Raw genomic sequence first — 16711 nt, forward strand, 5'->3', positions numbered from 1 at the left:
ATACCTAAAATTAGTGTTGGAGGGTTTTTAAATGGGTGAAATAGTTTGGGGGAGTCCAGCTAGCTTATTTTGTTTAGGGTTTTTCTTAGCGGGGTTAGGAGTTTTTATTAAGTTGTCGAGAATGCCGAAAAAATAAGGTTCTATCTATTTAAACAAAACATGAATGTAGAAAATGGTTGCTATGGCAGCCCTTTTTCTTTGTAAGTGCAAAGATTGTGAAGACTATTAAACTATCTAGTGCAACAGATATAATATTAGTATTACTCATCATCGTAAACATACAAACAAGTTTAAAGGGTTGAGTCTTTGCTCATTTTTAGTTGAAAAAATGTTGTCTTGCTAGTACGATTCATAAAAAAATTTCAAGTAACAGGGTGCTTTGCTTTAACTGGGAAGGCCCTTTTTAATTTAATTGATGTGACAAATTAGTTATCGGGATGAATTTTATTTTAAATATTCTGTAAATTATTTATAATAAAATTGAGCGAACGCTCAACCATAATGGTGTAGGAGGGATACCGTTTGAAAAAATCTAGGATTATTTTTTTTGAAAGAAAATTTCCAAGTGCAAACATGGTTCTAATTCAGGATCAGCTCCCGATTCTTATTGATACTGGTTTTGGGAGTGATGTGAAAGAAACTGAGCAACTAATAAAAGATCATGGTGTTTCACCAGAAGAATTACACCTTATAGTGAACACACATTATCATAGTGACCATGTAGGTGGGAATTTTCATCTTCAAAAAAATTACAATGTGAAGATTGCTGCTCATAAATGGGATGCCGAAATTATTAATTCTTGTGATCCTGAAGCCTGTAGTGCGGAATGGTTAGATCAGCCTGTAGAACCTTACCGAGTAGATAGGAAACTTTCAGATAACGATGAAATTTATACGGGAAGTAGAACTTTTAAAGTCTTGCACACACCGGGACATACGTTAGGGCATATTTCTTTATATGATCCTGAAGAAAAAATATTAATTTCCGGGGATCTATTTCACAAAAATGATATCGGCTGGTTAAATATCTTTCGAGAGGGTGTTGCATCGATCCATCGATCTATCGAAAGTCTGGATCGGCTGTCCAAGCTCCAGATAAAACAGGCATATTCAGGACATGGACCACAAATGGAGAATCCTCATGCTGCCATTGATTTTGCAAGGGAACGGTTTGAAAAGTGGCTAAAGGCACCAGAAAAAATCTCATGGCATGCCTGCAAGAGGATTTTTTCATTCACCCTAATCATTAAAAACGGATTGGCAAAAGAAGAAATCGATCAGTATCTTCTAAATTGTGGTTGGTTCCAAGACTTTGCACGTTACACTTTCCAGCTTCAGCCTGAGGAATTTATACAAATTCTCCTCGATGAAATGATTCGTTCCGGGGCAGCAAGCTGGCATAACAATCATTTAATGGCCACTGCCCCATATCAACCGCCACAAAAGGAATGGATGAATAAGGGTATTAAGCCAAAAGATTGGAAACCTCAAGATTTTCTGTCATAACTAAAAGGGTGGGACGCTATTTTATTTCTATCTAGACTTGGCGGACATCTGTTCCTTTATTTGAGCAAAAATGAATTAATTCCTTATGTTTGTGGACATAGGTTCCGCAATTTTGTAAAAAAGCAGTAATTTCCTGTGTTTTTTCGTAAATAGCGCACTCAATGTCCGCTCAAATTATTAAAATAATTGAAAATAAAAAGGGGAGAAAAGAATTGTCTTTAACAGTAGGCGATATTATTACATTTGAACGGAAATTCACAAAAGAAGATGTGGAATTGTTTACAAAAATATCTGGGGATGAGGGGAATCACCATATTCATCCTGATGAACAAGGGAGGCTTGTCGTTCAAGGATTGTTGACTGCTACATTACCAACAAAAATTGGCGGAGATAACAACGTACTCGCTCGTACGATGAATTTTGAGTTTTTGAGACCAGTTTTTACAGGAGATACGATCATTTGTGAAGTAACAATTGAGCAATTCGAAAAACAGAATAATAGAACTCGTATCTCTGCTTCCTTTTTATGCAAAAATCAATATGAGAAGGAAGTGCTGAGCGGGGATTTTTCAGGAGTGATACTATAATTTTGTCTTGAACGATCCAACCATAACTCCGCAACAAACGACAAAGAACTTGGAAATAACCAAAGGTATGGAAATAGTTAGCGAGTACATATCCTTATGATAAATCGGAAAGACTCTTTTCGAAATAAATAGAGCATATTGTTCAAATTAATGTTACAGTTAGAAAGAAAAATTTTAAAAGTGAGAAGGAAAACAACATGATTGAGGTAAAAACATCTTCACTAAGTAATGGAGAATTCAATAGAGGGGTATTTGCAACATGTGATATCAAAAAAGGAGAGCTTTTACATGAAGCGCCTGTCATTTCATATCCAAACGACCAGCATCAGTACATTGAGCAGACCCTACTCGCTGATTACGCTTTTGAGTATGGGAAAAATCATTCTGCGATCCTTCTTGGTTATGGAATGTTGTTTAATCATTCTTATGAACCCAATGCTATTTATGAGATTAATTTTGAAAATCATACATTCGACTTCTATGCTTTTACAGATATTAAAGCAGGAGATGAGATTCTAATCAATTATAACGGTGATGTTGATGACAAAGATCCATTGTGGTTTAATCAGGACTAAATGGATAGAAAGATATTCAATATTACGTCTGCTTAATAGTGTGACAGATCATGTTATAATGAGAAACTTATGATAATTACAGATTTTGCTCAATATGGACGGATGCCGGAAGGGTAAAATAGAGAGGTGTAAGAGCATGAATAAACGATGGACAATCGGTAAAATTAAAGAATTTGTTGAGAAAAATTCGGATAGTAAGTTGCTAGCAACGGAATATCACGGTTTTTCTCAGAAGTTATTATTTAAATGTGCATGTGGCAGCAATTTTGAAAAAACATTTACGAAGTTTAAAAATAATCACCAACGCAAATGCGACGTGTGCCAACCGCCTAAAGCGTCACGCTAAATGTATAGAGAATAAACGAAGTGCAGATTAAAAAAAGCAACGCTTGGAAACTAATTCCAAGCGTTTTAGTAATAACTATTCAAATCTATGAACAAATTATTTATTGATTCCATCTGATACATTTAGCTTTTCCACCTTCACCCGTCCGGAAAAAAAGGTTGCTCCGCCGCCCATATCTGAAATCCGGTCTGGTGTAAGTGAGTTTACATGGTGTTTTTTACCCGGGGTATCTGCCCATAATCCTTGAGAAACGACCACACCCGGAAGGACCAAATCTCCAACAGCTGCCTTTAGTTCACATTCTCCGCGATTATTCCAAACCCGTACAGTCTCTCCATCTACAATATCTAATTCATGTGCATCCTCATGATTTAAATGAAGCTTAGGATCCTTTTCTAGGGAAACATGCTTCTCATTATTGGAAAAAGTTGAATTCAAGAAATTATGATTAGGCGCTGGAACGAATAAAAATGGGGAATCTTCATCTTTATGAATTGGTATATAGGTTGGAAGAGCCGGATACCCTTCTCGCTTCATTTGTTCAGAATAAAGTTCAATTTTTCCGCTTGGTGTTGATAGCTTTCCAGGAAATAATGGTTTGACATTTGCCTTCATATATTGCTGTTCAACTAAGCCCTCAAAACTTATGGCATCAATATAAGGATTAGTTGGATTATCTAAAGATTGTCTGATCATGTCCTCTTCCGTATCTTTAAAGGCTTGTTCATGATAGCCCATCCCATCCGCAAGCAAACGGAAAACATCAACATTCGATTTTGCTTCTTCATGAGGCTCGATTACGGGCTGTTGCAATTGAATGAAATGGTGCCAATACGAGCTATAAAAGTCCATATTTTCAAAGGATGAGGTTGCTGGCAGCACAATGTCAGCGTATTTTGCCGTTTCTGTCATAAATAAATCATGAACAACAACAAATAAATCATCACGCTCTAGTCCTTTTCTAACTTTATTACCTTCAGGGGCAACAACAGCCGGATTAGAGCTATAAATATATAAGGACTTAACTCGTGGCTCCAGCTCTAAGAGAGCCTGGCCAAGCTGGTTCATGTTGATTATCCGTGTGTTTTTGTTTTCCAATAGTTCTGGACGTTGCAAAGCCTCGGAATTATGAGCTAAATAACTAGAATTCCCCTTAATAGCGCCACCGCCTTTTTCCAGCCATTGTCCGGTTAAAGCCGGCAGACAGGCGATTGTACGGATGGCCATCCCGCCATTATCATGATGTTGAAGTCCATTTCCAATTCGAATATAAGATGGAGAGGTTTCCCCGTACATACGTGCAAGTTTATAAATATCCTCAATAGGTACACCCGTGATTTCAGAAACTGCAGTAGGATGATATTGCTTAACATGCTCACGGAGTTCATGGTGACCGACTGTAAACTCCTGTAAAAATTCCTCATTTACTCTATTTTCATCAAATAAAATATGCATGATTCCAAGTGCTAACGCAGAATCTGTTCCTGGAAAAATTGGAATAAACCAATCAGCAAGCCGTCCAGTTTGGTTTTTATGAACATCTATTACAACGATTTTTGCTCCATTTTTTCTAGCCTTTTGTGCAAGTGCGACCTGATGCATATTTGTGCTCACGGCATTAACGCCCCAAAAGATGATTAACTTTGAATGTATGGTTTCCTCTGGATCGATTCCAAAACTTCCGCCCATTGTGTACTTATAGCCTACTGTCCCAGCCGACTGACAGATCGTGCGGTCTAGCTGTGATGCACCAAGCCTGTGAAAAAAGCGGCGGTCCATTCCTTCCGCAGTTAAATTTCCCATATTTCCGTAGAAGCTATAGGGAAGTATACTTTCAGGTCCGTCCGTTTGGATGAGTTCCTTCCAGTGTGAAGTTATGGTGTTAATCGCTTCCTCCCAGCTAATTCTTTCAAACGATTCTGTGCCTTTCGGGCCCGTTCTTTTCATCGGATATTTCAATCGGTTTTCATCATTAATACGTGCAGTCATGTTACGCACTTTGTTGCAAATATTCCCTTTCGTAACGGGATGATTAGGATCTCCGTCCACTTTTACGATTTTTCCATCCTCTTTATGTAGAAGAAGTCCACATTGATCCGGGCAATCGAGTGGGCATACAGATGGGAATACACCATTTCGCTCATGTACAAAAGAGGGCATGGGTCAGTCTCCTTTATAAGTAGAATAAGATTTTGTTTAAATAATAATATCATAGAATAGATTTTTAGGAGTAGCAACAATTGCTCCTGCAAGTTTGGTTTCAAATAATAGCACAATTTGGAATGATTTTGTTATGATTTACAAGAGTAGACTTTAATAATACTGATGGAGGATTGACATGTATAAATCAGCCGGCAAGAAAATTAGAGAAAGAGGATATACAGTAGGTACATTGAAAACTGGCAAGAAAAATTGCATTACAGATGTAGAAGGTGTAAAAGTAGGTCATGTAACACTTGATTTTCCAATGGATGGGGAGGATTACGCGTGCTCAGGAGTGACAGCGATTCTTCCACACGGCGGTAATCTTTTTCAAGAAAAGGTTGTTGCTGCAAGCTATGTTATTAATGGGTACGGGAAAACGGCCGGACTCATTCAAGTGAATGAGCTAGGTGTTATAGAATCCCCTATTATGTTAACAAATACATTTGGCGTCCCAGCAGTAACCCAAGGGACATTAGAATATATGCTTGAAATGAACCCAGAGATTGGGGATACAACGGGAACGATTAATATTGTTACAGGCGAATGTAATGATGGAATCTTAAATTCCATTCGAAAATTCCCTGTACAATCTAGTCATGCGATTGAAGCCATTACATCGGCAACAACAAATCTTTCCCAAGAGGGAGCAATAGGTGCTGGCAAGGGAATGGTTTGCTTCGGATATAAAGGAGGGATTGGAAGTTCCTCGAGAGTGATTTATGATGAATTGGAAAAAAAGGAATACATAATTGGGTGCATGGTTATAACAAATTTTGGCTCTAAAGAAGAGTTTCCAAAGGAAAAGTTTTCTCATGGAGAGCTTAATGGTAATAGTATTTCGAAAACATCAGATGGATCGATCATCATCGTGCTAGCAACAAATATTCCAGTAAGTGATCGGCAGCTTGAGAGGGTTGCAAAGCGGTGCGGCATCGGTCTTGGTAGAACTGGAAGCCATTTTGGCCATGGCAGTGGGGATATTGTTATTGCTTTTTCAACTGCTAATAGAATTTCTCATTATTCCAAAGAGAATTATGATACAGGAAGATTCATTAGAGAGGACCTGCCAATCTTTAACCAAATATTTACTGCAGCTGCTGAGGTCACAGAGGAAGCGATTTGGAATTCTCTATCACAAGCTGAAACAACTCACGGAAGAGAAGGAAAAGAGGTAGAGGGACTTTTTCAGGTTTAGACAAAAAACAAATTTCTTCCAACTTTCGACCTAAAATCCTAGCGGCTTGGCTGATTTTTCGACATTATTCTTCCGTTGTTTTCAGATTTCGCTCTGTCGGAAGTAGCATCTTTCAAATGCTATTTAGGAAGAAATAAATAATAGAGGTGTTTTGCACTAAATTTTAATGATAGTGGGGATTTATATAAGCGACAAATCCCCCATAATATATATATTTTATACATTTTTTCCCTATTATAAGATAAATATCTACAATTGATATAGCCTATTTTGTCAAACAATTAGGTCAGTCACTCTATTAACATAATTTCTCTCAAATCGTACAATGAGCGTGTAACATCAAATAGGAATTGGGAGGAACGTTTATGAGCTTAAAAAAGAAGGTACTTTCTGTTTCATTATCAAGTTTAATGGCGTTAGGAGCAGTAACAGCTGTTTCCATGCCCGTACAAGCTGTTGGGAATGGGCCAGGTGCTGGGAACGGTTCAATTCAAACATCAATTCTTCATACATATGATAGTTTAGTTGAATATCTGAAAACCCAGGATGCTAAGCAACAGGCAATGGAGCTAGAGGTAATTGGCCAAACAGTCAAAGGCCGTGATATTTACATGGCAAAATATATTTCGAATCCAGCAAACCCGACTATTTTATTTCTAACTCAGCAGCACGGAAATGAACAGCTTACAACTGAAGGGGCTCTAGAATTTATTAAACATCTGGGAACAGGGAAGACAAAGGGTGTGCTCGATAATGTAAACGTTCTTATTATTCCGATGTTAAATGCCGATGGAGCGATGGGAGATGTTAATTTCTCACTTGAAAATTATTTAGCAGATGGAGATCGACATTTAACACGCTACAATGCTAATTATATTGATTTAAACCGAGAGCATGATAAAGCTCCTAGTCAAATGGAGCCTGAAGCAAGGGCTTTGCATGAAAATGTTCTTCAAAAATACGAGATTGATTATTTGATTGACCTGCATCACCAAGGAACGCTAAGTGAAACAGAAGGGCAGCTTGTTTCTGGTTCCATCCTTTATCCGACTAGTCCAAATGTGAAACCTGAAGTGTTAGAAGGGTCAAAAAAGCTAGGATCAGTTGTATTTAATGCGATTCAACCGACAGGCTGGGGACACCTTGGAAAATATTCAGGAGGCTCGACTAATAATATTGGACGTAATGGAATTGCTGCATATTATGATATTTCTACTTTATTGTTTGAAATGCGCGGCATGTCTGATCATTATATTGAATCTTATGCGATTGGCCAAAAGAGTAATGGCTATTTGATTAAACAAACGATTACTACACTAGATTCAACTGTTCGTGCAATCGCTGACGGATCAATTGAATCAGCCGATACAAGCTTCTGGGATACACTTCCAACACAAACAAATAGACAAAGTGAAGAATCAGATGAATAATATGTAAGTTTGTAATAGATCGTTCCGATTATGCAAAAAAAACATCTCAATTAACATTTTAATTAACAGAAAAATCGCATAACAAATTAATAAAAAATAACGCTCGGATTTGAGCGTTATTTTTTTACTATTTAATTAAATCCGGACAATAGATCCATTAATCTCATAAAAAAGATCCTAATTTATGGCGTAAGCGGACCCTAAGTACGTTAATTACGAAAATATACAAGAAATTACTGCTTTTTTACAAAATAACGGACCATATGTCCGCAAACAGTAGGGATTATCTAACTTTATCAAACATTACGGAACTGGTGTCCGTAAGCGCAGTTTTACAAGACGACAATCGTTTTTGTCTCATTGTATTGCAGGAACTTTCGATTAATGTTAAATCCTTGTCAGACTAACTCATTCCAATCCCCGTAATCGCCGCTGCCGTTACAGCCTGGACAATCGAGTAAATTGCCATAAAAGGCAAATTCATTCGCTGGATAAGGCATAAAGCCTCTTCCATAGCATTCAGGACATTTGTTCATGTCTTTCATTTGGGCAACATGGTTTTCATACCTTGCAGCTCTCCAATCATTAAATGCTTTCACTAGACCCATTTTTGTCGCTCCTATCGTTTTTTTCTTATTTTTTATTAAAATCACTAATTTTATACAAGGTTAATACTAAAGAAACTCGTTTTATTTCTGAAAAGCATAAAATGGGGCTGGAAGCTGTAAGCTAAATATGAGGGGATTTACAGAAAAATATTATATGGGATGGAGTCTTTTAAGATGAAGATACTAGGTATTTCAGGAACAATTATTGGGTCAAAAACTGCCGTTTTAGTAGATTCAGTGCTTAAAATAATCAAAACAAAACACCCTGAAATTGATACAGAACTTCTTGATTTACGAAATTATGAAGTAGAATTTTGTGATGGCAGAAAACCGGAATTATACAATAATGATACGAAAATAGTGGTGAAAGCTGTTTCTGAGGCGGATTTTTATTTAATAGGCTTTCCAATCTTTAATGGTTCTTTTCCCGCGCCATTAAAAAATATTTTTGATTTATTGCCCCCATCCGTTTTCAGACATAAGGTGATGGGGTTTGCAGCTAATGGAGGGACCTATCAGCACTACCTCGTAATAGAAAATCAGTTAAGGCCAATTGCCGGATATTACCGCTGTTATGTGGCGCCAAGCTATGTTTACGTAAACCACAGTCATTTTAATGATAAAAATGAAATAGTAGATGAGGATATATTATATCGTATTAAAGAGCTGGCTAATGAATTAGTGATGATGCAAAAAGCATTAGTAAAGAGGAATATTTAAATAGAAGGACAGCCAAATTTAAATGGTCTATTTTAAATTTGGTGAAAAATTACATTGAAAAATTGAAAGATTTTAAATAACTCTGAACATCCAAGGTCATAACATGTGTCCTGGATGTTTTTTAATAGATAGTGATCTGGCAATTAAAATAGGCTTTTACTTTGGTAACAATACCCAAACGCATTACATAATTTGTTGAGGAAAGGTATAGGTGCGTTAACCTATTCATTATGGCTAAGCTGTGATTATTCCTTGTTGCTAGACACCTGTATAAAAAATAGGGAGGCTATGCAAATGTATGATTTTCAAAGAGATCTCCAAATGTTGAATGTTGGTGATTTCTACGCAAACGCGGCAATTCCTTGGGATCCATATCAGGAATCCATGGATCGACAATTTGGCACTATGGGTTTTGGTTCTTGTTTTGGTTTTGGTTTAGGTTTTGGTTCTTGTTTCGGATTTGGCTCTTGTTTCGGTTTTGGTTCCTGTTTCGGCAGCTGTGGCGGCTTCGGACGCTGTGGCGGCTTCGGACGCTGCGGTGGTTTCGGACGCTGCGGCGGTTTCGGACGTTGCGGCGGTTTCGGACGTTGCCGTTAATCAGTTTTTAGTATTTTATCGAAAAACATGGTTGCCAATGGAGAAGATTTGCCCCCGCAAAGTTGTTTTGCCGGGGCTTTTCTCTAAAAGATGAGACATATAGGACAAATTTCGGTACATAGGGTAATAGTGAAAATAATATGGTGATTGAAGTACAGCTCACGAGTAAGGAGGAGCGAAATGACGAATTTAACCCCGTCTATGCGTTTGAGAGTGAAAGGGGATACATTTTTTTTCCCAGATCCCAACAGTGGAGTATATTTTCGGAATAACCTATGTTCGTTTCGGATGGAAGGCAATATGATCGATAAGTGGGTTGAAAAGCTGGTGCCTATGTTCAACGGGGAGTACACGTTGGCTAATTTGACTGACGGATTGCCGGATCCATATCGGGATCGGGTGTATGAAATTGCAGAAGTGCTTTATCAAAACGGGTTTGTAAGGGATGTAAGCCAAGATCGTCCACATCAACTGACGGATCAGATACGTAATAAGCATGCTTCTCAAATAGAATTTTTAGACAGTTTCGGTGACTCGGGTGCGTACCGGTTTCAAGTCTATCGTCAAGCAAAGGTTTTGGCAGTTGGCTCCGGTCCTTTTTTTGTTTCCTTGGTTTCAGCTTTACTTGAATCAGGCTTGCCAAAGTTTCATGTACTAATTACGGATTCGGTACAGACAAATAGACGGCGTATAACAGAATTGGAGGAACATGCACGTAAATCAGACCCTGAAATAGCTGTAGAGGAGGTCATCCTTCAGGATAAAAGCGAGAGTTCATGGCGTGAAATTGTGCAGGATTATCAATCAATTTTGTATATCTCGCAAAAGGATGATATAGAGGAACTGCGGGATCTTCATAGGATTTGCAGGGAAGAAAAGAAGGTGTTTATACCAGCTATTTGCCTAGACCAGGTGGGACTTGCAGGTCCTTTGGTGCATCCAGACTCTAGTGCATGCTGGGAGTCAGCTTGGAACCGTATCCATCAATCTGTATTTTTTAGAGACCAGCAGTTAACCGCCTTCTCATCTACTGCGGGAGCGATGTTGGCTAATGTAATCGTGTTTGAATTATTCAAAGAGAGTACGAAAGTGAGGGAATCGGAACAGAATAATCAAATTTTCCTGCTTAATCTGAATACGCTGGAAGGAAGCTGGCATTCCTTCGTGCCACACCCATTGGTCGCTAGTGGTGTGTCTGCTGAATGGGTACAAGATATAGATTCATGGCTTGAACGTAGCATGAATAAAGGTGATTCGAGTAAATTACTCTTTTTCTTTAGCCAGTTAACATCAGCTGAATCAGGCATTTTTCATATTTGGGAAGAGGGGGACTTAAAGCAGCTGCCGCTCGCTCAGTGTCGTGTTCAGGCAGTTGACTTGCTGTCGGAAGGACCAGCAGAGCTGTTGCCTGAGATGATTGTTACCGGTTTGACACATGAAGAGGCACTGAAAGAAGCAGGACTGTCAGGAATCGAGGCTTATGTATCACAAACTACTAATCTTCTCATTACTTCTCTGCCCCTACACAATGGTGTGGTTAGCAGTTTAACAGACCAGAAGAATATTGGTTTTGGAGCCGGGGAAACATTTGCAGAAGGTGTTGGCCGCGGATTGCAAAAGTGTTTGGAAATGGAACTAAACAAACAATTGGTCCATCAGAAAAATTCTGTCTCACGGGTGTACTTAAGTGAGATAGAGGATGAGCGTTGTCGTTATTATTTTCAGGCACTAACGATGATGAGGGGAGAACCAATAATAGGTTTAGGGGAGGAATTGGCCGGATTCCCCGTAGTATGGATTGGTACGAACGGAAGCTGGTATGGCAGTGTAGGGTTGAATATCACAGGGGCGTTACGAAATGTTCTGCAACATGTGATTATGATAGTACAAAATGATTCGGCTTTCCTTACGCCAAAGGTGGTGGAGGTTTCAAGCGTACGTCTGGAAGAAAGTGAGCATCGAAGCCTTGTTATTCATGAGTGTGAAGTGCCTACAGAACCAGCTTTGCTTCATTTAGCAATAAAAACGTTAGAAAGAAGCCACAAGCAGCTTCTTGTCTTCGAAGTAGAGATGGAAGCATTTTTGAAAATGGGACTGGAAGGGATTTATGGTGTGATGATACGGGAGGAGGAATCCCAGTGAGTGCTGTCGTAGTAGTTGTCGGAAGAGGATTGTTGGCAGACAGCGTTTCTGCAGAACTATCCACTCAATACGAGATCGTTCGCCTAGCTGATTTTGAGACAGATCTACCACAAGCGGCTAAATTGGTTCTTGTATTGCATGATACTTGGAATCCCTCAGTTCATCAAAAGGCAGAAGAGTTATCGCAAATAACCGGTATCCCTTGGCTGCGAGGATTCGTTTCATTCGGAGAGGGGGTTGTCGGCCCCTTAGTTCAAAAAGGCAAGCCAGGGTGTTCCCAGTGTGCAAACATTAGACGTCTTATGGCCGGACGAGATCGTAATGAGATGTGGGAGATTGAGCAGAGACTTGTTAACCAAGGAGGAAAACCGCGTGATCCTTGGGCATCGCGAACGGGAATTTTACAGATGACCCACCTAATTGAAGCAGAGGTGGAAAGCATTTTGCAAGGTGATAAGTCGCGCCTGGAAAATCATATATTATTAATCAATCTAAAAACATTGAATAGTTCACGGCAATTCTTTTTGCCGGACTCCTTGTGTGCAGTTTGTGGACAATTACCTGACGATTCAGCGACTGAGGCCCAAATATCGCTGCAGCCCAGCCCGAAAATCAGTCATGATAGTTACCGCACCCGATCGATGGATGAACTGAATAAAATTCTTGTCAAAGATTATTTGGACCATCGTACTGGCTTTTTAAATGGAAAAATGTGTGACATTAAGACACCATTTGCCGATGTAGGTGTCAATTTGCCGTTGTTCTCGGGAGACGAAGGAGTGGGAGGCAGGACCAATTCATATGCGGTAAGTGAATCGACAGCTATTTTAGAAGGCTTGGAGAGGTACTGCGGTTTGTCTCCGCATGGAAAGCGGACAGTCGTCTATGACAGTTTCCAAAACCTAAAACATCTAGCACTCAATCCTTTCCAAGTAGGCGTACACACTAAGGATCAGTATTCACTACCTGATTTTCCGTTCGAACCGTTTCATTCCGAACGCTCAATGAATTGGGTATGGGGCTATTCGTTTATGCAAGAGCGTCCGATTCTAGTTCCAGAGCTGCTTGCTTATTACAGTTTGGGTTGCGATGAGGGCTTTGTCTATGAAACTTCCAACGGATGTGCTTTGGGAGGAAGTTTAGAGGAGGCCATTTTCTATGGAATAATGGAAGTGGTAGAGCGTGATTCATTTTTGATGACTTGGTACGCCCAGCTACCACTCCCTCGTCTTGACCCTTATTCCGCAAACGACCAAGAATTACAATTGATGATCGAACGTGCACGTGCGGTTGCAGGATATGAATTGTATTTTTATAACTCGACGATGGAGAATGGAATTCCAAGCGTATTGGCATTGGCGAAAAACAAGAAAGAAAAGGGACTAAATATTATTTGCGCTGCTGGTGCACATTTGGACCCAGTACGAGCAGCGAAAAGCGCGGTTTACGAATTGGCAGGCATGATGCTAACTCTTGACGCGGATTTTGAAGCGAACAAAGAAGAGTATGTGCGAATGTTGCAAGATTCTACACTTGTACGGAAAATGAATCATCATGGGATGCTTTACGGATTACCGCAAGCGGAAGAGCGCCTGAAGTTTTTGCTGAACGAGAACCGTCCAATGAGGACGTTTGACGAGGAATTCAAATGGAATTCCAAGCATAAAGACTTGACCGATGATTTGCGGGATATTCTGCTGGAATTTCGCCGATTAAATCTAGATGTCATTGTGGTGGACCAGACGGCATCGGAAACGAAACGAAACGGATTGTATTGCGTTAAAGTGCTGATTCCGGGAATGTTGCCGATGACATTCGGACACCATCTTACCCGTGTATTCGGGCTGGATAGAGTGTTAACAGTACCAATGGAACTTGGCTACTCGAAACATCCGCTGACATATGAGCAGCTCAATCCATATCCGCATCCGTTTCCATAAGCGGTTGCTGGGAGGTAAGTTAGATGAATCTTGAGACATTTCTGCACAATCTCCATTTTGATATTGAAAAGATAATTCCGCAGGGCTGGGAAGCAGATTGGGCTGATGCGCCATTAGCATATAAGCTCTACCGTGACTTACCGGTAGTACCGTTATCTCTAGAAGTACCGCTTATGCTAGAAGGAAGGGGAATACCTGAAAAGCTTGACCTTCGCACAATCGGTCATTTTCTATGGTATGTGAATGGCCTTAACCAATTTTCCCAATCAGTCTCTCCATTAGATTCTACAGAAAACAGAATGGAACTAATGCATTCGTATAGGCGATTCATTCCTTCCGGCGGGGGATTGTATCCAAACGAATTATATATGTATTTAAAATTGGAGGATTTGCCTGTTGGTGTGTACCATTATGACGTGGCACATCACCGGTTAGTGCTGCTGCGAGAAGGAAATTTCGATTCATATATAGCCAAGGCTCTTGGGAATGGCTGTGATATGTCTGCGTGTTTTGGCACTGTTTTTGTTTCGAATATGTTTTGGAAAAATTTCTTTAAGTATCATAACTTTTCCTACCGGCTGCAAGGGTTGGATGCTGGTGTGCTAATTGGGCAACTGCTGGAAGTGTCGAAACGTTTTGGCTACGCATCAGGGGTATATTATCAATTTCTTGATCGGGCATTGAATCATCTGCTTGGTTTGCCCGAACAGGAGGAAAGCGTGTATGCAGTTATACCTCTATCGATTGAACCAACAAATTGGACTTCTAACCTAGGGGACAAAGACGGGGTAATCACTTCTGAAGAATTGTGCAGAGAGCTGCCGGAGATTCATCATCATCATTTTCAACGGTCAAAGAGACGTGCAGACTATTCGATGTTAACAAGGATAAATGAAGCATCTATGATGGAAACAACACAGTCGTTTCGAAAGATCCAGTCGAGAGATCGTGTGCATCGGAACGGTCAAGCTGTATCTCTGCCACAAGTTGAACGCTTGTCGTATGATCTAGCTTCAATCTGCAAAAAGCGATATTCACCTGACTTGGATTTTGTATTGGGAAAAGTAAGCCCCATTCAACTAGCATATCTGCTGAATGAGGCGGCTGCTTCCTTTTCGTATCGAAATGATTTGGATGAAATTCATATAAAGAACAAGCCGCGTGTTTCCTTATATGGCTGCTTTTATAATGTTGAAGGCATTCCAAATGGCGCTTATTATTATGACAGTAGTGATCATTCACTTCGATCGATAGATCCTGGAGATCACCGCTTCAGGCTGCAAAGCGGATTGACTGGTCCGAATATTAATTTGTTTCAAGTGCCACTCTGCCTGCATGTAGTAGGGGATAAGGATCATTTAATTGAAGCAATTGGGTATAGAGGATATCGTATCCAGCAAATGGAAGCGGGTATGTTGGTACAGCGATTACTGATAGCGGCATTAGCCAACGGAATGGGGGGGCACCCGCTTCTCGATTTTGATGCGAATGCATGTGACGAGATTTATCAGCTGGATTCTACTGGAAAAACCAGTCTTATCCAAATTCCGATTGGCCCCTATCGAGATCGGCCTTGGTTGAAAGGAAGTTTGCGCAGTTAAGAAAAATATAGATTAAGAGAAGCTACTCATACAAATTGGGTAGCTTATTACTTTTTTTTCAACTTTTACACTTCTGAATACTTTAATTTTGAGAATTGATTGTGACTAATTAACTAGATTTACACTGGCAGGGATAGGCACTTAAAATAAAATATTCTAACTGCGCATAAATTTGCCATAAACCTATGACAATAGATCTGTTTTGTTTATTTAAATAGAAATCTTACATACATCATGTATAATTTAACATGCGAGTTATTCAAATAGTAAGGGAGGAATAAATGATGGGATGGGCATTAGCCATATTATTTATTGCAGCAATTGTGCTGCTCATTTTATCGTTTTATAAATCTGGGCAATCTTCATCAAGACTTGAACAACAAATAGATCAACTTACCTTCTCATTAATGGAAGAAGTGTATCAGCTTCAACAGCAAATTAAAAGTCTCGAAATCGATGCTGAAATTACAGCAAAAGAAGCAGGCAATGAAGCAATTCCTTATGAGAAAAGGCTGTTGCTTCGAGAGCTGATCGATTTACATAGGCGCGGGTATTCTTATGAAAGCATTGCTATGGAAAAACAGATGAGTACAGATGAGGCAGAACGCCTTTTAGCTTCCTATATAAAGCAAAAAGAGGAAAGGGGCAAGGTCGAAAATGACGTCTAAATCTATGCGCAGCTTTGCAGGTGGATTAGTGGCAGCAGCGACCTTGTGCGGGATTGTGTACTTTAGTAGTCCAACTGAAGCAACTACAAATAATAAAGTTGAAAAACTATCGAATGAAGAGATGAAGGACAAGCTTTCATCAGAAGGTTATGTTATTTATACAGAAAAAGAATGGAAGCAGCTCGCAGACCAAGCGGACGAAGAGAAGGCGACAGAAACTGAAGAAGTTAAAGACAATAAAGAGAATAAGGTTGTCTATCGCACAGTGTTAAACGTTTCTTCAGGTATGACAAGCATTGATGTCGGCAGAAGCCTAGAAAGAGCAAAAATCATTGATCATGCAAGAACATTTTCAAATGAAGTAGAAAAGCGAGGGTTATCAAACGAGCTGCGCCCTGGCATTTATGAAGTCGAATCTGGTATGAATATGGATAAAATTCTTTCAGTCATTTTTCCTAAATAAACTTATTTAGATGCACCTTCTTGTAAGGCTGCATTTTTTTTATGGTATCAATTGGTCAACTGTAATGTTACGAACCATTTAAATATAAGTAACAATCAATTTTTGATGAATTTTCAGAATTATTATTG

At 39.5% G+C, this 16711-nt stretch carries 15 protein-coding genes; 13 read left to right on the forward strand and 2 right to left on the reverse strand.

Annotation, left to right across the window (positions count from 1 at the left end; translation table 11 throughout):
• Positions 1–522 precede the first annotated feature (522 nt).
• The 4 genes from V7122_RS08495 (at position 523) to V7122_RS08510 (ending at position 3014) form a co-directional block, all read left to right on the forward strand.
• Positions 523–1506, forward strand: coding sequence for an MBL fold metallo-hydrolase (locus V7122_RS08495; protein ID WP_335345399.1), 984 nt, complete (start codon positions 523–525; stop codon positions 1504–1506).
• Positions 1507–1718: 212 nt separating this feature from the next.
• Complete coding sequence (locus tag V7122_RS08500; RefSeq protein WP_335345400.1) at positions 1719–2093, forward strand: hotdog domain-containing protein; 375 nt, start codon at positions 1719–1721, stop codon at positions 2091–2093.
• Between the two features lie 197 nt (positions 2094–2290).
• A complete protein-coding gene (locus tag V7122_RS08505) occupies positions 2291–2668 on the forward strand; it encodes an SET domain-containing protein (RefSeq protein ID WP_335345401.1) in 378 nt (125 codons plus the stop codon).
• Positions 2669–2804: 136 nt separating this feature from the next.
• Positions 2805–3014, forward strand: coding sequence for a hypothetical protein (locus V7122_RS08510; protein WP_335345402.1), 210 nt, complete (start codon positions 2805–2807; stop codon positions 3012–3014).
• Positions 3015–3110: 96 nt separating this feature from the next.
• On the opposite strand, the gene V7122_RS08515 is transcribed toward V7122_RS08510, so the two are convergent.
• Positions 3111–5174 (reverse strand): molybdopterin oxidoreductase family protein, encoded by a 2064-nt coding sequence (locus V7122_RS08515; RefSeq protein WP_335345403.1) that lies wholly within the window; start codon positions 5172–5174, stop codon positions 3111–3113.
• Between the two features lie 178 nt (positions 5175–5352).
• Between V7122_RS08515 and V7122_RS08520 the strand changes: the two genes are divergently transcribed.
• Positions 5353–6414: a DmpA family aminopeptidase gene (locus tag V7122_RS08520; RefSeq protein ID WP_335526347.1), complete on the forward strand. Its 1062-nt coding sequence runs from the start codon at positions 5353–5355 to the stop codon at positions 6412–6414.
• A 365-nt stretch (positions 6415–6779) separates the two neighbouring features.
• Positions 6780–7844: a M14 family zinc carboxypeptidase gene (locus V7122_RS08525; protein ID WP_335345405.1), complete on the forward strand. Its 1065-nt coding sequence runs from the start codon at positions 6780–6782 to the stop codon at positions 7842–7844.
• A 398-nt stretch (positions 7845–8242) separates the two neighbouring features.
• Here V7122_RS08525 and V7122_RS08530 read toward each other — a convergent pair whose 3' ends face one another.
• On the reverse strand, positions 8243–8452 hold the full coding sequence (locus V7122_RS08530; protein WP_335353726.1) for a methionine aminopeptidase: 210 nt from the start codon (positions 8450–8452) through the stop codon (positions 8243–8245).
• A gap of 174 nt (positions 8453–8626) precedes the next feature.
• On the opposite strand from V7122_RS08530, the gene V7122_RS08535 reads away from it, so the two are divergent.
• The 7 genes from V7122_RS08535 (at position 8627) to V7122_RS08565 (ending at position 16583) form a co-directional block, all read left to right on the forward strand.
• A complete protein-coding gene (locus V7122_RS08535; protein ID WP_335345731.1) occupies positions 8627–9172 on the forward strand; it encodes an NADPH-dependent FMN reductase in 546 nt (181 codons plus the stop codon).
• 294 nt (positions 9173–9466) lie between these two features.
• On the forward strand, positions 9467–9769 hold the full coding sequence (locus V7122_RS08540) for a heterocycloanthracin/sonorensin family bacteriocin (RefSeq protein WP_335526350.1): 303 nt from the start codon (positions 9467–9469) through the stop codon (positions 9767–9769).
• Positions 9770–9949: 180 nt separating this feature from the next.
• Positions 9950–11911: a putative thiazole-containing bacteriocin maturation protein gene (locus V7122_RS08545; RefSeq protein ID WP_335526352.1), complete on the forward strand. Its 1962-nt coding sequence runs from the start codon at positions 9950–9952 to the stop codon at positions 11909–11911.
• Positions 11908–13851, forward strand: a complete 1944-nt coding sequence (locus tag V7122_RS08550) for a TOMM precursor leader peptide-binding protein (protein ID WP_335526355.1) — start codon at positions 11908–11910, stop codon at positions 13849–13851. Before V7122_RS08545 ends, V7122_RS08550 begins: the two co-directional genes overlap by 4 nt.
• A 23-nt stretch (positions 13852–13874) precedes the next feature.
• Positions 13875–15452 carry a SagB family peptide dehydrogenase gene (locus V7122_RS08555; protein ID WP_335526357.1) on the forward strand — a complete coding sequence of 526 codons (1578 nt, stop codon included), beginning with the start codon at positions 13875–13877 and terminating at the stop codon, positions 15450–15452.
• 284 nt (positions 15453–15736) lie between these two features.
• Positions 15737–16120 (forward strand): hypothetical protein, encoded by a 384-nt coding sequence (locus tag V7122_RS08560; protein ID WP_335526359.1) that lies wholly within the window; start codon positions 15737–15739, stop codon positions 16118–16120.
• Positions 16110–16583 (forward strand): hypothetical protein, encoded by a 474-nt coding sequence (locus V7122_RS08565; RefSeq protein WP_335353720.1) that lies wholly within the window; start codon positions 16110–16112, stop codon positions 16581–16583. Before V7122_RS08560 ends, V7122_RS08565 begins: the two co-directional genes overlap by 11 nt.
• The last annotated feature ends 128 nt before the right edge of the window (positions 16584–16711 follow it).

It is taken from the genome of Bacillus sp. JJ1532 (genome assembly GCF_036965085.1).
GTDB lineage: Bacteria > Bacillota > Bacilli > Bacillales > Cytobacillaceae > Cytobacillus.

Bases quoted from the DNA above. Each gene is read 5' to 3' on its own strand.
- V7122_RS08565 (WP_335353720.1), top strand. From the start codon at position 16,110: ATGACGTCTAAATCTATGCGCAGCTTTGCAGGTGGATTAGTGGCAGCA.
- V7122_RS08520 (WP_335526347.1), top strand. From the start codon at position 5,353: ATGTATAAATCAGCCGGCAAGAAAATTAGAGAAAGAGGATATACAGTA.
- V7122_RS08515 (WP_335345403.1), bottom strand. From the start codon at position 5,174: ATGCCCTCTTTTGTACATGAGCGAAATGGTGTATTCCCATCTGTATGC.
- V7122_RS08530 (WP_335353726.1), bottom strand. From the start codon at position 8,452: ATGGGTCTAGTGAAAGCATTTAATGATTGGAGAGCTGCAAGGTATGAA.
- V7122_RS08525 (WP_335345405.1), top strand. From the start codon at position 6,780: ATGAGCTTAAAAAAGAAGGTACTTTCTGTTTCATTATCAAGTTTAATG.
- V7122_RS08505 (WP_335345401.1), top strand. From the start codon at position 2,291: ATGATTGAGGTAAAAACATCTTCACTAAGTAATGGAGAATTCAATAGA.
- V7122_RS08510 (WP_335345402.1), top strand. From the start codon at position 2,805: ATGAATAAACGATGGACAATCGGTAAAATTAAAGAATTTGTTGAGAAA.
- V7122_RS08560 (WP_335526359.1), top strand. From the start codon at position 15,737: ATGGGATGGGCATTAGCCATATTATTTATTGCAGCAATTGTGCTGCTC.
- V7122_RS08555 (WP_335526357.1), top strand. From the start codon at position 13,875: ATGAATCTTGAGACATTTCTGCACAATCTCCATTTTGATATTGAAAAG.
- V7122_RS08540 (WP_335526350.1), top strand. From the start codon at position 9,467: ATGTATGATTTTCAAAGAGATCTCCAAATGTTGAATGTTGGTGATTTC.
- V7122_RS08545 (WP_335526352.1), top strand. From the start codon at position 9,950: ATGACGAATTTAACCCCGTCTATGCGTTTGAGAGTGAAAGGGGATACA.
- V7122_RS08535 (WP_335345731.1), top strand. From the start codon at position 8,627: ATGAAGATACTAGGTATTTCAGGAACAATTATTGGGTCAAAAACTGCC.